Raw genomic sequence first — 14,161 nt, 5'->3', positions numbered from 1 at the left:
AATACGCGCAGATATCACGCCCCGTCTGACGCGGGGCTTATATGTGTTACTGATGAAACGCAATTAGCTTGCGCGGCTCAGCAACATGTTCCGAATATGACCGATTGCCTTGGTCGGGTTCAGACCTTTAGGGCAAACGTTGACACAGTTTTGGATGCCATGGCAGCGGAATACGCTGAATGGATCATCCAGTTCGCTCAACCGTTGCTCGGTGGCGGTGTCACGGCTATCGGCCAGAAAGCGGTATGCCTGCAACAGACCGCTCGGCCCAACAAAGCGATCCGGGTTCCACCAGAACGACGGACACGCCGTCGAACAGCAGGCACACAGAATGCACTCGTACAGTCCGTCGAGTTTTTCACGGTCCTCAGGCGACTGCAACCGCTCAATTGCGGGGGCAGGCGTATCGTTAATCAGATAGGGTTTGATCTTTTCATACTGCTTGTAGAACAAACTCATGTCGATAACGAGGTCGCGAATGACCGGCAGACCGGGCAGCGGACGCAGCACCAGAGTGTTGCCGCCCTTACCGTTTTTCAGTGCTTCTGAAATCGGTGTCACACAGGCCAGACCGTTTTTACCATTGATATTCATGCCGTCGGAGCCACAAACCCCTTCGCGGCATGAGCGGCGATAGCTCAGGGTTGGGTCTTTGGCTTTCAGCAGCTCAAGCACGTCGAGAACCATGAGGTCTTTGCCCCCGGTATCCAGCTCGACGTCTTGCATGTACGGCTCCTGATCGACCTCAGGATTGTAGCGATAGAGACTGACTTTCAACATTTTCTCTTCTCCCCAGATCAGTAGGTACGCACTTTAGGTGCAAAGGCTTCGCGAGTTTTCGGTGTAAAGTTCACCGCGCGCTTGGCAACGCGTTTCTCGCCGGGGAAGTACAGAGAGTGACACAGCCAGTTCTCATCGTCGCGCTCCTGGAAATCGTCGCGAGCGTGAGCACCACGGCTTTCCTTGCGCTCTTCAGCGGCAATGGCGGTCGCCTCGGCAACTTCAAACAGGTTATGCAGCTCAAGCGCTTCGATACGCGCTGTGTTGTAGGCGCTGCTCTTGTCTTCCAGATGGGCATTTTCAATGCGGCCACGCAGATCTGCCAGCTTGCGAATACCTTCCTGCATGTAATCGCCACGGCGGAATACGCCGAAGTGATTCTGCATAACGTTTTGCAGCTCAGTGCGCAGGTCGGCAACTTTCTCGCCACCGGTGCTGTTGTTCACCCGGTTCAGACGTGCGCTGGCTTGCTCGATGTCGCTCTCGGAAGCATCGCGCATTTCTACACCTTCACGCAGCGCCTTCTCGATGAATAGACCCGAAGCGCGACCAAATACCACCAGATCCAGCAGCGAGTTACCGCCCAGACGGTTGGCGCCGTGAACAGATACGCAAGCCACTTCACCGCAGGCATACAGACCTGGAATCACCTGGTCGTTGCCGTTGGCATCGACGGTCAGCGCCTGACCGTGAACGTTGGTGGGAATACCACCCATCATATAGTGACAGGTCGGCACAACCGGCACTGGCTCTTTCACCGGGTCGGCATGTGCAAAGGTTCGGGACAGCTCACAAATACCGGGCAGACGGCTTTCCAGCACTTCTTCACCCAGGTGATCGAGTTTCAGATAGACGTGATCGCCATTGGGACCACAGCCGCGACCTTCCAGAATTTCCAGAGTCATCGAGCGGGCAACAACGTCGCGACCCGCAAGGTCTTTGGCGTTCGGAGCGTAACGCTCCATGAAGCGCTCGCCGTCTTTGTTAATCAGGTAACCACCCTCTCCGCGACAGCCCTCTGTAACCAGAACACCCGCGCCGGCGATACCGGTGGGATGGAACTGCCACATTTCAATGTCCTGCACCGGGAAACCCGCGCGCAGAGCCATACCAACACCGTCACCGGTATTGATATGCGCATTGGTGGTAGATGCATAGATCCTGCCAGCACCGCCGGTAGCAAAAACAGTAGCCTTGGATTTAACGTAAACTACTTCACCGGTTTCGATGCAAATGGCCATTACGCCGACAACGGCACCGTCCTGGTTCTTCACGATATCGGTGGCGTACCACTCGTTGAAGAACACAGTGTTGTTTTTCAGGTTGCCCTGATACAGGGTGTGCAGCAGTGCGTGACCGGTGCGGTCAGCTGCAGCACAGGTACGAGCGGCCTGACCGCCCTCACCGAAATTTTTGGACTGACCACCGAAAGGACGCTGGTAAATACGACCTTCTTCGGTACGCGAAAACGGCATACCCATGTGATCGAGTTCAAATACCGCCTCGGGACCAACGCTACACATGTATTCGATCGCTTCCTGATCGCCAATGTAGTCTGAACCCTTGACCGTATCGTACATGTGCCACTGCCACTGATCCTGGGGATCAGCACTGGCGATGGCGCAGGTGATACCACCCTGGGCCGAAACAGTGTGCGAACGGGTTGGAAATACCTTGGAAATTACCGCTGTTTTGTAACCGGACTGCGCCAGCTGCAGGGCTGCGCGCATACCTGCGCCGCCGCCACCAACGATAACGCCGTCAAAGCTTATTGTGCGAATATTAGCCATTACTTAACTCCACAGAATCTGGATGCCCCAAACGAGGTAGGTGAACAGGACAACTGCCGATGCAGCTTGAAACGCCAGGCGCAGGACATTGCCAGTGCTACCCATCAAACGTTCGGTCAAATAATCTGTGGAAACTGCCCACAGCCCAATCCACGCGTGGGCGACAACCGACAGCACTGCCGCAGTGCTGAATACACGCATAAATGTGCTACTAAAGAAGCCGCTCCACTGTGCGTAATCAAGGCTGGAACCTTCGCAGAACAGGTACACACCAACCACTACAAAATAGGCTAGCAGCACAACACCTGTGACGCGCTGCACCAACCAGTCAGACAGGCCGCTGCGGCCAAAATTAGTCACTGCCCTTACCATACCCATAACCCCGTCAGAACAACCAAAACCGCCGTTGCCACCAGCACCAGTTTGGAGCCAGTTTCACCGCCCTGCATGGATTCACCGAGACCGGCATCCATTACCAAATGCTTAACACCCGCTGCAGAGTGATAGCTCAGACCGATCAGCACAGCCCAGATAATCAACTTGCCCCAGAACGAAGACAGACATTCTTTCGCCTGCTCAAAGCCTTCCGGACCACTTAGACTGGTGCCCAGCAACCAGAACAACACGGCCATACCGGCCACAAGAAACACGCCGCTGACGCGGTGCAATATAGAGGTATATGCGGTAATCGGCAGTGCGATTGTCCCGATATCCAGGTTCACAGGTCGTTTATCGTTCACGGTATTCCACACTTTATTTCTGGCCCTTTGTGATACGGGCGGTTCAACGGAAGTGGATCTTTTAGCTACCCGGGCTCTCCTCCCGGGGCTTCTCCATCCTTTTAGAAAGAGGGGGCGCAAGGACCCTTGAAGAAACGCCGCGCATTATAGGGCTATCAATAGGCAAATACAAACCCCGAAAAATCGCCACACCCTGCCTTAAATTTTCCGAATATCAATAGCTTAACTCACTATTTCGCACCATTATGACGCCATAAAAAAACATACGCACAACAGTGGTGCACCATTTTCACTCATTCACCCCCTCGGAAGAACTTGGACCTTTGCAATTCCCTAAAGCGCTCCGGCACTGTAAAATGTGCGCAGCGTTGACAAAACGTTTCAGCTCTCTATATTTGTCTCTCCCCTAATGGGGACCTTTCCACGGTTGGCTCAGGCACTACCACGCCCATGCCAGACCATGGAAATCACCGCCACAAGCCTAGTAAAGAAGAAACAGGAGCCCGTCACATGAGCGAGAAGAAAGCCAGTCTGAGTATCGATGGCAAAACGCTGGAATTAAATGTTCATTCCGGCACCATTGGCCCGGACGTCATAGAAGTTGGCGCCCTGACGGGTAATGGATACTTCACCTACGACCCCGGTTTTGTCTCCACCGCAGCCTGCGAGTCAAAAATCACTTACATCGATGGCAATGCGGGCATTCTGTTACACGGTGGCTACCCCATCGAGCAACTGGCCGAGCAGTCTGACTACCTGGAAACCTGCTACCTGCTGCTCTACGGCAAGCTGCCCAACTCCACAGAAAAAGAGACCTTTGTAAACAAAGTGCGCATGCACACCATGGTCAACGACCAGATGAGCACCTTCTTCAAGGGCTTCCGCCGCGACGCACACCCCATGGCCATCATGTGTGGCGTAGTTGGCGCTCTGTCTGCCTTCTACCACGACTCGCTGGATATCGCAGACGAGAAGCACCGGGAAATTTCGGCGATCCGCCTGATTGCGAAAATGCCCACCCTGGCCGCAATGACCTACAAGTACACTATTGGTCAGCCTTTCATGTACCCGCAGAACCACCTCAGCTACTCTGAGAACTTCCTGCACATGATGTTCGGCAACCCCTGCGAACCCAGCAATGTTAATCCTGTGCTTGCCAAGGCGATGGACACCATCTTCCTGTTGCATGCAGACCACGAGCAGAACGCATCGACCTCAACAGTTCGCCTTGCTGGCTCTACCGGTGCCAACCCCTTCGCCTGTATTTCAGCGGGTATTGCCGCACTGTGGGGACCGTCTCACGGCGGCGCCAACGAAGCCGTACTGAATATGCTGGAAGAAATCGGCGACGAATCAAATGTTGACGCCTGCGTCGCTCGCGCCAAGGACAAGAACGACCCCTTCCGCCTGATGGGCTTCGGCCACCGGGTATACAAAAACTTCGATCCTCGCGCCAAGGTAATGAAGCAGGTTGCTGACGAAGTGCTGGGCGAGCTGGGCATCGACGATCCACTGCTGAAAGTTGCCAAGCGCCTGGAGCAAATTGCGCTGGAAGACCCCTACTTTGTCGAGAAGAAACTCTACCCCAACGTAGACTTCTATTCAGGCATTATCCTCAAGGCAATCGGTATTCCAACCAGTATGTTTACCGTGATTTTTGCTCTGGGCCGCACGCCTGGCTGGATTGCTCACTGGAGCGAAATGCACGCCAGCGCCTCGCGCATTGGCCGGCCGCGCCAACTGTATACCGGCCCCGAGCAACGGGACTTTGTCAAACTGGAAGATCGCGACTAAATCGCCAGATCCATCCACACGCTGGCAGCGTAAACCCCGGCACACGCTGGGGTTTTTTTTCCTCAGCGGTTCCGCAAGGACGTATTTGGTTAGCAGCCGCAAGGCGAAGGTATTCCACCACAGCACTCTGGTGTTATATTTATCAAAAAATTCATCCCACAGACATACAGGACGAATACATGCGACACCGGGACGGTGATCAGGCACTGACAGTTGTTGAAGCGCGGCGTATCGCCATGGAACGCTTCGGCTTCAGCGCCGACGACAAAGACTACAATATCTACCGCATACTCGACCTCGCGCGAAAGGCAACCGGCGCGCTTTACACCAGTTTCTCGGTGCCCATACGCGGCGGTTCGGCGATACTGGCGCTGGCGGGGGCAGACATGGGCACCCCCATTCAAGCCTCGCCCCTGTGCGAAAAAACCTACGCCCAGCAGGACATTGTTGTAAAGCAGCAACCCGACCTGGGCAGCTGGCTGGCATCGGTACCCGGTGCCAGTGACGTGGTCGTTGAAAGCTACTTTGGCGTACCGGTATTTGGCCCCGACAACCGGGTTGTCGGTTCGTTTTCGCTGTTTTTTGGCCAGGGTGGCCCCGAAGCAAACGACGAAATCAAAAAGGTGCTCAACGACTACGGCCGCCTGATTGAAGACAGCCTGATCATGCGGGCATTGAGCATTCGCGATCCACTGACCCAGATGTTCAATCGCCGCTATATGGAGCAGCACGCGAAGGAAGAATGGCGTCGGGCGATTCGCTTGAAGACCCCCATCAGTTTCGCCATGCTAGACGTAGACTATTTCAAGGCTTTCAACGACTCCGCAGGTCATGTTGCCGGCGATTCGGTACTTATCCGTCTGGCGGAAGTCATTACCACTGTGTGCAAGCGAGCCGGTGATGCAGCCTGCCGCTATGGCGGCGAGGAGTTCGCACTGATCCTGCCAATGACCCCCGCCACTGGTGCGGAGATCGTGGTGGAACAAATGCGCGAGCGTTTCAGCTCCCTGGCGATAGCCAACCCCGGCAAAGACAATGCGCCAGTGACCTTTTCCGCCGGCATCATCACCTTGGACAATTCCGAGGCACTGCAGGACCTCGGCGTGCTGGGCTGTTTCAATGAAGCCGATCGCGCGCTCTACGCCGCAAAACAGGCCGGACGCAACACTCTGATTCACGCCAGCAGTCTGTAAGCGAAAACCGTTATTCGCTGCGCTTTTTTGACCGTTTACCCATAAAAAATGGCCGAGTTTCCTCGGCCATTTTGCGTTTCATTCGTCGGCTTCCACGCGCCTGAACTTAGAGGTTGGTCGCATTGAAACTACGCTTTTAAGCTGACAAACGCTGCTCGCCTGTCTCGGCTTCCCCGGCGACATCGCTTAGGTCTTCGCCACCAAAGGCGTCGAGAACCGCAGGAATAAATCGGGCAAATTCCCCACTCATAATGCTGAAATCCGCATCGAATTGCTCGGCGGCGGATTCAGCGTTAATGTCATCAGCCTTGTCGCGAATCAAATCGCCAAACTGTACACGTTTGATCGCCAGCTGGTCGTCCACCACAAAGTCGATACCGCCGGTCCAGGTCATTGCCAGCTTGCTGACATACATGCCGGCTGATAAGTGGCTTTGAATCTGTTCCGATGACAGGTCCTGATTCTTTGCTCGAATCACGGCGGTTTCATCAGCACTGTCGCGCAGCTCACATTCGCCGCCCACCTCGAAGCCCTGCGGCGCGACATTTTTCACCCAGTCACTGAGCATATGCTGAGCGGTATTTTTCGCCTTAACGGGGATGACAGGCAAGCTGCCCAAAGTGTCACGAAGCAAGCCGAGCAGGTCTTCAGCACGCTTGTAGGAGGAGCTGTCCACATACAACAGCCCCTGTTCCACATCGATGTAGGCATACAGTTTTTTCGAACGGGAAAATGCTCTGGGCAGCAGCTCAAACACGATCTGCTCCTTTATTTCAGTGCGCTCTTTACGACCGGGTTTCCGCCCATCCTGATCCTGGATTTCACGAATTTTTTCATCGAGAAATTCATTCACTACCGCCGCAGGCAACACTTTTTCCTGCTGTTTAGCACACAGCATAATATAGCCGTTACAAACGTGCAGATATTCCGATCCGCTATCGCCGAGGGGCTTCACCCAGCCATAACTCAGTTGATCCTGACTGCCACAGGGGCTGAACGCCGACGCCTCGAGTTTCTCGTTCAATTCTTCAATTGAAGTCGTGAACGGACGGGTAAATCGATATAACAAAATGTTTTTAAACCACATTCAACTTTTCCAATCGGGCGGACACAGATCCGCAAACAAGGCGCTTCATTGTAGCGGTTTCGCCGCCAGACTCCACCGCCAATTCGACAACTGGGAGCGGCCCCGAAACAAGATCTTTATTCCTGTGCACCTGCCTCCCCGCCCCTGGCTGAAATCGACAAGGTGCGCGGCGTGTTTCCCGCCAATTGCTCGGCCATAGCATCGCACTCGGCAGTGCCGAAGTGAATTTGACACTGCCGCGCGATAGCGTCCTGCGGCAAGGCCACACAGGCCCAGCGAACGCCGTGCAGTTCCAGGCCATGCTCTGCGCAATAGCGCTGCGCCAGACTGGTCAATATCTCCCGCCCCGCCTCTTCCAGTCGATCAAGGCGCGCAGACAAGGCTTTCTGCAAGCGGGCCGGGCCGCTGCCGTCCCTGGCTTGCCAACGACCACTATCAATCAGCGAGAGCGCATCAACCAACCATTCACGCCAGATTGCATCAACGCGGGAGTGAGCCATAAATTGGGCTGGCGGCGCAGTGTGAACCGTTTGATTCAGGGCGGACTGATACTGGTCTACACTTGCAGACGAAGACGGCAGCCTAGCGAAGGCCGTGTGGAGCGCCTCTCTCACCGACGCAAAGTGCTGCGCCCAAACCTCAACGGAGACCTCATTAGGTGCCACACCGCCGTGACTGTCGGCAGCATAGGAGACGTAGCGGGGAGCAACGCCTTTTGGCGCATCAATACCGACGCCGGCGGGCTGCCCATCGCGCATAAAGAATGCCCGGCGCAATTCCCCGTATTTCCATACCAGTTGCAATCCCGCTGCGACCAGATCGCCCTGTGCCAACGCTCTCTTGTCGATTTGCATACTGCGCTCCTCGCCGTGGTGCAACAGGCGCAATCGGTGGAAATAGCCGCTGTTATCGATATCCTCGGCGGCAACAACGATTACCGTTGCGGGGTATTTTTCGCTCATCCCCAGAAATTGCTCAGCGTCGCAGTCGTAGGCATAAAAGTGAATCAGGCCCTGGGGTGCCGTGAGATTTGGCGCCCTCTCGCAGCCCCCCAACAAGGCGATATCCTGGTAACTGCCCGGCTCAAAATAAAAGTAGTGAATGCCACCCTGGGGGATTTCATAGTTGAAATATTGCCGCTCCACCACATAGCTGCCACCACGCAGGGCCGCATTGATCACCGCCACTCCCCGAGGCTTACCATTGCGATACCGCACGGCAACATCAAAGGGGCCATTAAGGGGGCGGTGGATTTTTACGAACTGCCGCGGCTCCTTGGCTGGGCTGATGCTATGCCGATACTGTCGATAACGCACCTGACCATCGAGCTGAAACAAATGGGGAGACACGAGAAACTGCCCATCGGGATAAACCGTCAGCCAGTCACTGCGATCAGCCTCGGCCAGCACGCTTCCGGCGGCGTCGGCGATCACAAAGCCACCGGCAAAACGTAATTGCTGATCGCTATGGCTAAAACGACCACTCAAGCGCAAAGACAAACGCTTGCCCTGCTCATCCATATAGTGTTGAACAAGCTCGCCCTCAGCCGGGAAGCCCTCGCGATCAAAACTGCCGATAAAATACGCGTCGCTGTCGGCGAAATGCAACCGGCCTTGCCGGGGCACTCCCCCACGCAGCTCGCCGCTAAACCGCGCGACAGCGGGTCCCTCTGCATCCAGCACCACATCCTTGCTGGTGGTGGCACACCCAAAAAGCGCTGCCGCCAATACCAGTCCGCAAACGGCAATGCCGCTGCGTTGTAATAAGCCTTTCATGTACTCCCCCATTTAACCCCCACCCAGCCCAATCCACTACGCAAATGCGCCAACAGCAAGACGTGAACGCATTGGCATTTGCCTCAGTGATCGTCTTTACTTGCTGCAGTAGTCATGCGAACGTGACGTGCTTTTATCAATTAATTCGGTGAGTTATGACCCTGTCGTTAGTGACCATTCTCGCAGTCGGTATTTTTTGTCAGTGGTTAGCGTGGCGCTTTCGTCTTCCTGCCATTGTACTGCTGGCCGCAGGCGGGCTCGCCCTGGGGCCAGTAACCGGTCTTATTCAGCCGCAACAGGATTTCGGCGATGGCCTGAAGGCGGTCACCTCACTGTTTGTTGCTATTATTCTGTTTGAGGGCGGTTTGAACCTCCAGTTCCACGAATTGCGAGAAACTGCCAAAGTGACCCGCCGTTTGACCTCAATCGGTGTTGTTCTGGCCTGGCTGCTGGGCACCGCAATGGCCCATTGGGTGGGTCAGCTAAGCTGGGGGATAGCCGCACTACTGGGGGCAATACTGGTGGTCACCGGGCCGACCGTCATTATGCCGCTGCTCAAGCATGCGAAGCTCAATCGACGCACCGCCTCCTACCTGAAATGGGAAGGCATTATCAACGACCCGATTGGAGTATTGCTCGCGGTACTGGTCTACCAATACCTGCTGTACTCCGGTGAAGGCCCCGCTCTGGGCCAGGTGCTGGGCAATCTCGGCCTGGCTATTGTCGCCGCGCTGGCACTGGGTGGCGGCCTCGCCTATGCTCTTGGCTACTGCTTTCGCCTCGGCTGGATACCGGAATACCTCAAGGCACCGTCTATAACGGCTGTCGTGTTGGGAGTCTACGCCCTGTCGGACCTCGTCCAGCATGAATCCGGCCTGCTCGCGACCACCCTGATGGGCATAGTAATGGGCAATATGCGGCTGCGCAGCCTCGATGAAATGCGCCGCTTCAAGGAATATTTGACCCTGATACTGGTGTCTTTTCTATTCGTTGTCCTGACCGCCTCACTCACCATGGAGTCGATTCGCTCCATTCACTTTTCCATGGTGTTGATGATTCTCGGCTTTCTGTTTGTGGTGCGCCCGCTGGCGGTCTATCTCGCCACCATCGGTACCCAATGCCAGTGGCAGGATCGCGTCTTGATCGGCTGGATCGCACCGCGCGGCGTCGTTGCGGCGGCCTCGGCGGGGGCCTTTGCCCCCGCGCTGATCGACGCGGGCTTCGAAGATGCAAAATACCTGGTGCCAGCGGTGTTTATGCTGATTTTCACCACCGTCATCGCCCACGGTTTCTCACTGGGGCCTCTCACGCGCTTGCTGAAACTGGGCTCTCCTGGAAAGGGCCGCATATTGATTGTCGGCGCGTCGCCGTGGACGATTGAACTCGCACTGCACCTGAAAAAGCTGGGCCAAGATGTCATTATCGCCGACAGTGAATGGGGCCGCTTGCAACCGGCGCGACAGCAGGGGCTGGAAACCTGGTTCGGCGAAGTGCTGTCCGACATGGCCGACGAGGCCATGGCACTGGACAATATCTACACTGTACTGGCGGCCACCGGTAACAACCACTACAACGCCATGGTGTGCAACCATTACGCCCCTCATATCGGTCGCCATCGGGTATACCAGCCCTACGATACCGGCCGCGAGCACGGCAAGCACCGGGTGGCAGAAATGCGCCGGGGTATCACCGCCTTTTCTGCCGATGTGTCCTACGCTGAATTGTGGACTCGCCTGATTCGCGGATGGGGTTTTCGCAAAACCAATATTACGGAAAACTTCGACGAAGCCGCCTTTCTGGCGAGCCTGCCAGAGGATGCGGTGCGCCTCGCGGTAATTCCGGAAAACGGCAAAATGGAATGGTTAAGTCAGAGCAGCCGACGCTTGCAGCCGGGGGACAAGGTGGTCAGTTTTGTGCCTCCAGAGAACAAAACCGCCGAGGCAGCCCGTCAACCCGGCAATGGCAAGCTCAGTGGCCAACAGGGAGAATCGCCATTGCCAGAGTGACACTGACTACAGCGCCATAAACTCCGGCGCATTGAACACCCAGCTTTTTTCTTCTACGCGACGGCTGATGCGCCAGCCGTCGCTTTCGCGACGATACTCGTCGGCGTACCAAAGGCCCAGCATAAAGACCGCCTCTTCCCCACCCGCCGGCATCACCATAGGGTTGAAACACATCACCCGTCCTCTGGCATTATCACCGTCAATCCACAACTGAATATTGGCATTCAGGTGCTGGGTGTCGGAAAACGCAGGCAGAGCCTCGCGCAGAAAGGCCATTGTCTCGCCCACGTCGCCTACACTCCCCCCGAAGGCGGAATAGTCGATATGGGCGTCAGTGGTAAACACCCCGGACAACTCCTCTACCGCCCGCCGATCAATAATATCCGCATAGCGGTAGAGCAGATCCTGAATTTCAAAGCGATCCGAAATTTCCTGCAAACTTAGGCTCATCAGCGTATCCCTTGCTAGTCGAGCTTGAACACCCGGCGCGCATTGTCGCGCAGGAATTTAGGCCATACGTCATCTTTAAAGGGCACGCCCGGCATATCGCGGAATATTCGATCCAACGACAAGCCCATGGGGAAATAGCCGGCATACATCACCTTGTCGGACCCACGTGAATTAGCGAAATTCACAATTTCCTCAGGGTAATGTTTGGGGGCAAAGGCGCTGGTCATGTAATACAGGTTGGGGTACTTCAACATCAGCTTCCACGCCAGCTTTTCCCAGGGCTCGGCGCCGTGACGCATCACTACTTTCAATTCAGGGAAGAACCAACACACTTCATCCAGAAGCTCCACCTTTTGTGGCGCCATGGGCAGGCGCGGCCCGGGCACGCCGACACAGGGACAAAAGGGAATATCCAGCTCCACCAGCTTGGCGTAGATCGGGTACCATTTCTTGTCGTTGTAAGGCACCTGCGGACACAGACCCGAGGCGAAACCGGTGACCGCCTTGATGCCGTAGTCACGATGAAAACGGACGATTTTTCGCACCTCGTCCATGCCGTTATTCGGGTTGACCTCAAGGGAGGTAAAAAACCTGTCGGGGTGGCGCGCCACAGCAGCCTTGGCCACCTCGTTATGATCGTCAATACCCAGCATCGCACGCTGAATATTGTGCTTGTCCATCTGCTCGATGGTGTAGGCGATATAGTCGTCTTTGTCCGCCGTATCGGGAATGTCCTTGAACATATACTGGGCGGGCATTTTGAACATTTCCCTACTTTCTTCGTCCATCAGCAGCGGCTTCATAAACTCATACCACTGGCTGTTATCTTCACCTGGCACACTCAGCATCAGGTCGATAACCTGGATATCACTCGGCATTGGCATAGCGCCCTTCCTCCCGTTTTTTGTTGTTATTAATTCTGGGTGTCTGACCCCTCGCCCTCAATGGCATTAAACGCCAGCCAATACACAAATTCGGTCAGGCAGCGATCTGTCACTCGCCGGCAAAAGCCCTGCGCAAACGCCCCGCCAGCTCGCCCAGTTGCTCCGCTGACGCGGGCTCGCGGCCGTGAATACGCGGAGTTTGACCGGTATAGCCAGGAATCAAGTGGCAGTGGTAATGAAACACCGTTTGCCCTGAGGCCGCGCCATTAAGCTGGTGCACCCCTATGCCATCCGCCGCGCAAACCTGTTTCAACACCGGCGCAAAACGCCGGGCGAATCTGCCGATCTGCGCAACCTCCTCCTCACTCATAGAGAAAATATCGTCGTGATGACGCAGGGGCACAATCAGACAGTGTCCCGGGGTGGCGGGTGCAATATCCAGAAAGCAGATCAGCTCATCGTCTCGATAAATCTCGTGGGCTGGGGCATTGCCGGCAATAATCTGGCAAAAAATACAGTCGGTCACGGCGGGCTCCTTGCCTATCCTAGACTTCGAAGGGCGCATCTCCTGGCTCGTAGGGAGCGCCGGTATACGGGCTATGCTCAGGGTCAGTGCTGCGGTAGCGACATATGCCATCGTCGCCGATCAAGCGCTCCATCCGCCCTTGGTAGTAAAGATAATGCAGGTGGGCAATGGCTTCGCCCAGGGCCAACGGCAATTGGCTTTCGTCGAGTTTACGTGCAAACAGCACGTCAAATAATTCAATGGCCGCCTTCGGCGTCTCGCAGGCCTTTTCTATCGCCGCCAAATGCCCCTGATGATGGGCAACAAGATAGTCGAGGCGCTGGTGCACCCCGTAAAACGGCGCATTGTGCGCGGGCAATACCAGGGTATCGGCATGAATATCGTTACGGAAGCGGTGCAGGGAATCCAGCCACTCAGCCAATGGATTGCCATCCGGCTCCACCGGCATAACGCTGACATTAGAGGTGATACGGGGAATAATCTGATCCCCCGACAGCAGGAATTTATCGCCTTCACAATACAGGCTGACATGTTCAGGGGAATGCCCCGAACCCGTCATTACTCGCCACTCCCGACCGCCGATAGACAGGGTGTCACCGTCGCGCATTCGCCGAAACGACTGAGGCATAGGCTCGATAATTTTACTGAATCCACGCAGGCGCGACGCCAGCCGCTCCAGGGTTTCCGGGGCTACCCCTGCGCGCAGATAATGGGCCTTGCCGGTCCAGGACATACCACCTTCCGACGGCGCGCCAAAGGTCCGGGCAGACAAATACTCGGCGGCGCTCATATACAGCGGTACCCGCCATTCATTGCACAACCACCCGGCCTGTCCACAGTGGTCAGGGTGCATGTGGGTGCAAATCACCGCTTTTAATGGCTTGCCCGCCATAGGGCCATTAATCAGTTGCAACCAGTATTTTTGGGTATCGCGCAGGCCCATACCGGTATCGACAATGTACCAACCCTCGTCATCTTCAAGCACATAGAGATTGATGTGATCCAGGGCCATCGGCAACGGCATCTGCAACCAATAGATGCCCTCGGCGACAGACAACCACTGCCCCGCTTCGGGGGGATGGTCAAAGGGATACGTCAACTCGGTTGAAAGTGCAGTCATAAACTCGGCCTACCTC

13 protein-coding genes are annotated in these 14,161 nt (G+C 55.7%); 3 read left to right on the top strand and 10 right to left on the bottom strand.

Annotated features, from left to right (window positions below; genetic code table 11):
• Positions 1-63: 63 nt before the first annotated feature.
• Genes HCU74_RS07510 through sdhC form a run of 4 tightly spaced genes read right to left on the bottom strand, consistent with a single transcriptional unit; the run spans position 64 to position 3,310 of the window.
• On the bottom strand, positions 64-780 hold the full coding sequence (locus HCU74_RS07510) for a succinate dehydrogenase iron-sulfur subunit (RefSeq protein WP_210425144.1): 717 nt from the start codon (positions 778-780) through the stop codon (positions 64-66).
• Between the two features lie 17 nt (positions 781-797).
• Positions 798-2,570, bottom strand: a complete 1,773-nt coding sequence (gene sdhA / locus HCU74_RS07505) for a succinate dehydrogenase flavoprotein subunit (protein ID WP_168449776.1) — start codon at positions 2,568-2,570, stop codon at positions 798-800.
• Between the two features lie 3 nt (positions 2,571-2,573).
• Positions 2,574-2,942, bottom strand: coding sequence for a succinate dehydrogenase, hydrophobic membrane anchor protein (gene sdhD / locus HCU74_RS07500; protein WP_168449775.1), 369 nt, complete (start codon positions 2,940-2,942; stop codon positions 2,574-2,576).
• Positions 2,936-3,310: a succinate dehydrogenase, cytochrome b556 subunit gene (gene sdhC, locus HCU74_RS07495; protein WP_168449774.1), complete on the bottom strand. Its 375-nt coding sequence runs from the start codon at positions 3,308-3,310 to the stop codon at positions 2,936-2,938. The genes sdhD and sdhC overlap by 7 nt, the downstream gene beginning before the upstream one ends.
• 510 nt (positions 3,311-3,820) lie before the next feature.
• Here sdhC and HCU74_RS07490 point away from each other — a divergent pair.
• Positions 3,821-5,104 carry a citrate synthase gene (locus HCU74_RS07490; protein ID WP_168449773.1) on the top strand — a complete coding sequence of 428 codons (1,284 nt, stop codon included), beginning with the start codon at positions 3,821-3,823 and terminating at the stop codon, positions 5,102-5,104.
• A 179-nt stretch (positions 5,105-5,283) separates the two neighbouring features.
• Positions 5,284-6,297 carry a GGDEF domain-containing protein gene (locus HCU74_RS07485; RefSeq protein WP_168449772.1) on the top strand — a complete coding sequence of 338 codons (1,014 nt, stop codon included), beginning with the start codon at positions 5,284-5,286 and terminating at the stop codon, positions 6,295-6,297.
• A gap of 136 nt (positions 6,298-6,433) precedes the next feature.
• Here HCU74_RS07485 and rdgC read toward each other — a convergent pair whose 3' ends face one another.
• Both rdgC and HCU74_RS07475 read right to left on the bottom strand, forming a co-directional pair.
• On the bottom strand, positions 6,434-7,384 hold the full coding sequence (gene rdgC, locus HCU74_RS07480; RefSeq protein WP_168449771.1) for a recombination-associated protein RdgC: 951 nt from the start codon (positions 7,382-7,384) through the stop codon (positions 6,434-6,436).
• A 116-nt stretch (positions 7,385-7,500) separates the two neighbouring features.
• The gene (locus HCU74_RS07475) at positions 7,501-9,159 is read right to left on the bottom strand and encodes a hypothetical protein (RefSeq protein WP_168449770.1); all 1,659 of its coding nucleotides are present in this window, start codon (positions 9,157-9,159) and stop codon (positions 7,501-7,503) included.
• A 155-nt stretch (positions 9,160-9,314) separates the two neighbouring features.
• Here HCU74_RS07475 and HCU74_RS07470 point away from each other — a divergent pair, with 155 nt between their 5' ends.
• Positions 9,315-11,165: a cation:proton antiporter gene (locus HCU74_RS07470; RefSeq protein WP_168449769.1), complete on the top strand. Its 1,851-nt coding sequence runs from the start codon at positions 9,315-9,317 to the stop codon at positions 11,163-11,165.
• Between the two features lie 6 nt (positions 11,166-11,171).
• Here HCU74_RS07470 and HCU74_RS07465 read toward each other — a convergent pair whose 3' ends face one another.
• The 4 genes from HCU74_RS07465 to HCU74_RS07450 all read right to left on the bottom strand — a co-directional run bounded on the left by HCU74_RS07465 (position 11,172) and on the right by HCU74_RS07450 (position 14,145).
• Positions 11,172-11,615 carry a nuclear transport factor 2 family protein gene (locus HCU74_RS07465; RefSeq protein WP_168449768.1) on the bottom strand — a complete coding sequence of 148 codons (444 nt, stop codon included), beginning with the start codon at positions 11,613-11,615 and terminating at the stop codon, positions 11,172-11,174.
• 14 nt (positions 11,616-11,629) lie between these two features.
• The gene (locus HCU74_RS07460; RefSeq protein ID WP_168449767.1) at positions 11,630-12,499 is read right to left on the bottom strand and encodes an amidohydrolase family protein; all 870 of its coding nucleotides are present in this window, start codon (positions 12,497-12,499) and stop codon (positions 11,630-11,632) included.
• A gap of 109 nt (positions 12,500-12,608) precedes the next feature.
• Positions 12,609-13,025: an HIT family protein gene (locus HCU74_RS07455; protein ID WP_345889666.1), complete on the bottom strand. Its 417-nt coding sequence runs from the start codon at positions 13,023-13,025 to the stop codon at positions 12,609-12,611.
• Positions 13,026-13,044: 19 nt separating this feature from the next.
• Complete coding sequence (locus HCU74_RS07450; protein WP_168449765.1) at positions 13,045-14,145, bottom strand: MBL fold metallo-hydrolase; 1,101 nt, start codon at positions 14,143-14,145, stop codon at positions 13,045-13,047.
• Positions 14,146-14,161 lie beyond the last annotated feature (16 nt).

The organism is Spongiibacter thalassae, from assembly GCF_012272835.1.
In the GTDB taxonomy this organism is placed as follows: Bacteria; Pseudomonadota; Gammaproteobacteria; order Pseudomonadales; family Spongiibacteraceae; genus Spongiibacter; species Spongiibacter thalassae.
The sequence above is the reverse complement of the archived record's forward strand: the minus strand, read 5'-3'. Positions and strand labels throughout refer to the sequence as shown.

What these genes read in the sequence shown, in the direction of transcription:
- HCU74_RS07510 (WP_210425144.1), bottom strand. Translation starts at nt 780, where the DNA reads ATGTTGAAAGTCAGTCTCTATCGCTACAATCCTGAGGTCGATCAGGAG.
- sdhA (WP_168449776.1), bottom strand. Translation starts at nt 2,570, where the DNA reads ATGGCTAATATTCGCACAATAAGCTTTGACGGCGTTATCGTTGGTGGC.
- sdhD (WP_168449775.1), bottom strand. Translation starts at nt 2,942, where the DNA reads ATGGTAAGGGCAGTGACTAATTTTGGCCGCAGCGGCCTGTCTGACTGG.
- HCU74_RS07490 (WP_168449773.1), top strand. Translation starts at nt 3,821, where the DNA reads ATGAGCGAGAAGAAAGCCAGTCTGAGTATCGATGGCAAAACGCTGGAA.
- HCU74_RS07485 (WP_168449772.1), top strand. Translation starts at nt 5,284, where the DNA reads ATGCGACACCGGGACGGTGATCAGGCACTGACAGTTGTTGAAGCGCGG.
- rdgC (WP_168449771.1), bottom strand. Translation starts at nt 7,384, where the DNA reads ATGTGGTTTAAAAACATTTTGTTATATCGATTTACCCGTCCGTTCACG.
- HCU74_RS07475 (WP_168449770.1), bottom strand. Translation starts at nt 9,159, where the DNA reads ATGAAAGGCTTATTACAACGCAGCGGCATTGCCGTTTGCGGACTGGTA.
- HCU74_RS07470 (WP_168449769.1), top strand. Translation starts at nt 9,315, where the DNA reads ATGACCCTGTCGTTAGTGACCATTCTCGCAGTCGGTATTTTTTGTCAG.
- HCU74_RS07465 (WP_168449768.1), bottom strand. Translation starts at nt 11,615, where the DNA reads ATGAGCCTAAGTTTGCAGGAAATTTCGGATCGCTTTGAAATTCAGGAT.
- HCU74_RS07460 (WP_168449767.1), bottom strand. Translation starts at nt 12,499, where the DNA reads ATGCCAATGCCGAGTGATATCCAGGTTATCGACCTGATGCTGAGTGTG.
- HCU74_RS07450 (WP_168449765.1), bottom strand. Translation starts at nt 14,145, where the DNA reads ATGACTGCACTTTCAACCGAGTTGACGTATCCCTTTGACCATCCCCCC.